This is a genomic window from Gordonia sp. (in: high G+C Gram-positive bacteria), from assembly GCF_049299075.1.
GTDB lineage: Bacteria > Actinomycetota > Actinomycetes > Mycobacteriales > Mycobacteriaceae > Gordonia.
This window is the reverse complement of record NZ_JBAQWU010000016.1, coordinates 1-3,670: the sequence shown is the minus strand read 5'-3', so window position 1 is coordinate 3,670 and position 3,670 is coordinate 1. Positions and strand designations below refer to the sequence as shown.

4 protein-coding genes are annotated in these 3,670 nt (G+C 66.0%); 2 read left to right on the top strand and 2 right to left on the bottom strand.

Annotation, left to right across the window (positions count from 1 at the left end; genetic code table 11):
• Both WAW85_RS00710 and WAW85_RS00705 read right to left on the bottom strand, forming a co-directional pair.
• The coding region (locus WAW85_RS00710; RefSeq protein WP_422557752.1) for a TRAM domain-containing protein at positions 1-434 on the bottom strand (434 nt) is incomplete at its 3' end.
• Positions 431-2,455: an APC family permease gene (locus tag WAW85_RS00705; protein ID WP_422557751.1), complete on the bottom strand. Its 2,025-nt coding sequence runs from the start codon at positions 2,453-2,455 to the stop codon at positions 431-433. The genes WAW85_RS00710 and WAW85_RS00705, both read right to left, overlap by 4 nt.
• Positions 2,456-2,494: 39 nt before the next feature.
• On the opposite strand from WAW85_RS00705, the gene WAW85_RS00700 reads away from it, so the two are divergent.
• Positions 2,495-3,166, top strand: a complete 672-nt coding sequence (locus WAW85_RS00700) for a potassium channel family protein (protein ID WP_422557750.1) — start codon at positions 2,495-2,497, stop codon at positions 3,164-3,166.
• Positions 3,163-3,670 (top strand): potassium channel family protein (locus tag WAW85_RS00695; RefSeq protein ID WP_422557749.1); only part of this gene is annotated, 508 nt, incomplete at its 3' end. The genes WAW85_RS00700 and WAW85_RS00695, both read left to right, overlap by 4 nt.

The window sequence follows — 3,670 nt, the reverse complement described above, 5'->3', positions numbered from 1 at the left end:
CCGGGGACGCCGTCAGAACCCACTGCCAGCCGGGTGCGCACCCGCCATCGGGTCGGTGACCCATCGAGCCCCCGCACGCGCGGTGCGGGCAGCCCATCGGCGCCGGGAGTGAATCCGCCGATCCTGGTCAGCACATCGGTGAGCGCCGATGCGCGCAACTGCACCGCATAACTCGGGGTGGCGTACGAGAGGTCACAGCACCCCGCCCCGGCGGCCGCAGCCGGGCACAACGGATCCACCCGGTGCGCGGAGGCGTCAACGATCTCGACCGCGCGCGCCCGCGCGAACGACGCCTTCTGCTCGTCGATCTGGACGCGCACCACTTCGCCTGGCAGCGCGCCCGATACGAAGACCACACGCCCCTCATCGTCGTGGGCGATTCCCGCACCACCGTTGGCGAAACCAGTCACCCGCATCGTCCTCACCGGCGTCATCGATCTCCTCGGTCGTTCCGGACGAAGCCCCGCCGGGTATCGCCGGGCGCGACGAAGTCGGCGTCGACACGCTCGGCGGCACGGCTGGACGAGGCCAGCTGCCACGGCACCGAGGTGACCATGACGCCCGGCTCAAAGAGAAGTCGGGTCTTGAGTCGCAGCGCCGACTGGTTGTGCAAAATCTGCTCCCACCAGTGACCGACCACGTACTCCGGAATGAATACGGTCACCACGTCACGGGGGGCGTCGCGGCGGGTCCGCCGCACGTAGTTGATGACCGGTCGAGTCACATCACGGTAAGGCGAGGCGATCACCTTGAGTGGCATCCCGGTCGCGCGCGCTTCCCAGTCGGCGACGAGCACCCGGGTGGCCCGCTCGTCGACGTTCACCGTCACCGCTTCCAGGATGTCCGGTCGCGTGGCACGGGCATAGCGCAGCGCGCGCAGCGTCGGCAGTTGCAACGACGCCACCAGGACGATCGAATGCGTACGGCTCGGGAGCACGCCGTCGTCGTCCACGGCCGCCGTCTCCAGCTCCTCGGCGACCGAACGGTAGTGCCGGTTGATCATCTTCATCATCACCAGCAGCAGCGCCATGGTCAGGATGGCGATCCACGCACCTTCGAGGAACTTGGTGAGCAGCACCACAACCAGCACGGTCCCGGTCATTACCATGCCGACCGCGTTGACCAGCCGCGAGCGCCGCATCCGTGAACGCGCCTCCGGGTCGGTTTCGGTCGTGAGCAACCGTGTCCAGTGTCGCACCATGCCGGTCTGGCTCAGGGTGAACGAGACGAAGACGCCGACAATGTACAGCTGGATGAGGCTGGTCACTTCACCACCGAAGGCAATCACGAAGCCCATCGCCGCCAGCGCCAGAAAGACGATGCCGTTACTGAAGGCCAATCGATCGCCGCGAGTCAGCAGCTGCCGGGGCAGGTAGCGGTCCTGCGCCAGCACCGAGCCGAGGACCGGAAAGCCGTTGAACGCGGTGTTGGCCGCCAGCAGCAGGATCATCGCGGTGACCACCGCAATCAGATAGAAGCCCGGCGGGAATCCGGCAAAGACCGTCTCGGCAAGCTGCGCGAGTACCGACTTCTGTTGATAGCCGGCGGGCAGACCGGCCAGTTCGGTCTGCGGGTTCAGGACGTATTTGGCGTGCAACCGCTGCGCCAGCACGACGATACCCAGCAAGAGGGTGATGGAGAAGGCACCGAGCATGAGCAACGTCGTGGCGGCATTGCGCGATTTTGGCTTCTGAAAAGCAGGCACCCCGTTGCTGATCGCCTCCACGCCGGTCAGCGCAGCACAGCCCGACGAGAACGCCCGGGCCAGCAGGAAGACCATCGCCACCGCAGTCAGCTGGGTCTGTTCGGCGATCAGCTCATAGTTGGCAGTGGGTGCGGCCAAGTCCCGGCCCAGCACAAACAACTGGACGAATCCCCAGGTCAACATCACCAGGACGCCTGCGATGAAAGCATACGTCGGAATCGCCATCAGGAGCCCAGACTCTTTGACTCCGCGCAGATTGACCGCGGCGACGAGCGCGATCCCGAGGAGGCAGAACAACATCTTGTGATCGTGAACGAAGGGCACCGCCGAACCGATGTTTTCCGCCGCCGCGGCGACCGATACCGCGACGGTCAGCACATAGTCCACGAGCAGCGCGGCACCCACGGTCAGGCCCGCATTCGGGCCGAGATTGACCGTCGCGACCTCGTAGTCGCCGCCACCGGACGGATAGGCGTGCACGTTCTGCCGGTAGCTGGCCACCACCACGATCATCACCGCGGCAACGGCCAGCCCGACCCACGGAGCGAATGAGTAGGCACTGATTCCAGCCACCGAAAGGACCAGGAAGATCTCCTGCGGGGCATAGGCGACCGAGCTCATCGCATCCGATGCGAAGACGGGCAGCGCGATACGTTTAGGCAGCAGCTGAGACCCCAGGTGGTCGCTGCGGAATGGCCGACCCAGAAGCAGCCGTTTGGCGGCGGTGGTCGCCGTGGTTAGTCCAGACACTCCGCCACAGTAGGCCCAGCGCGGAGTAACGTCCATCGGGTGCGAGTAATCATCATGGGTTGCGGGCGGGTGGGGGCCTCGTTGGCTACCGCGATGTCGAGCCGCGGACATCAGGTCGTCATCATCGATCGCGACCACAGCGCCTTCGAACGCCTCGGCGACGGCTTCACCGGGCGTACGGTGCGCGGCATCGGATTCGACCGGGACGTGCTGGTCGAGGCCGGTATCGCCGACGCCGAAGCCTTCGCCGCCGTCTCGTCGGGCGACAACTCCAATATCATCGCCGCCCGGGTCGCCCGGGAGACCTTTGCCGTCAAGAACGTCGTCGCCCGGATCTACGACGCCAAACGCGCCGCGGTCTACGAGCGTCTCGGAATTCCGACGGTCGCCACCGTGCCGTGGACCACTGAGCGCTTCATCACTGCGCTCGGGGAGACTCCGCAGGCCCCACTGTGGACTGATCCGTCCGGGTCGCTGGTGATCGCCCGGGTCGCGCTGCACGAAGATTGGTACGGAATCAGTTGCAGTAAGTTCCAAGAACTCACCGGCGCCCGAGTGGCCTTTCTGCATCGGCTGGGCGCGCCGATGTTGCCTGAGCCACGAAGTGTGCTGCAAGCCGGCGACGATGTCTGTATCGCCACGCTGACCGAGCACCTCGATGCTACGCGCGCCGCCGCCGCACTGCCCCCTGCCGAAGGACTGCTGGAATGAAGGTCGCCATCGCCGGAGCCGGCGCAGTAGGCCGCGCCATCGCCCGGGAACTCGTCGCCAGCGGACACGATGTCACGCTGTTCGAACGAGACCCCGGGCACATCCATCCCGGGTCGCTGACGCAGGCCAACTGGGTGCATGCCGACGCCTGCGAACTCCAGGATCTGGAGGCCGCGCAGTTGCACACCTTCGATGTGATGATCGCGGCCACCGGCGACGACAAAGCCAACCTGGTGGTGAGTCTGCTGGCCACCACCGAGTTCGCAGTGAACCGGGTCGTCGCCCGCGTCAACGACCCGCGTAACGAGTGGCTGTTCACTGAGGACTGGGGTGTCGACGTCGCCGTGTCGACCCCACGCCTGATGGCGGCGCTGGTGGAAGAAGCGGTCAGTGTCGGAGATCTCGTCCGCCTCATGACCTTCCGTCAGGGGCAAGCCAATCTCGTGGAACTGACCCTCCCCAGCGACACCCCCCTGGCCGGAAAGCCGGTCCGCAGACTGAACC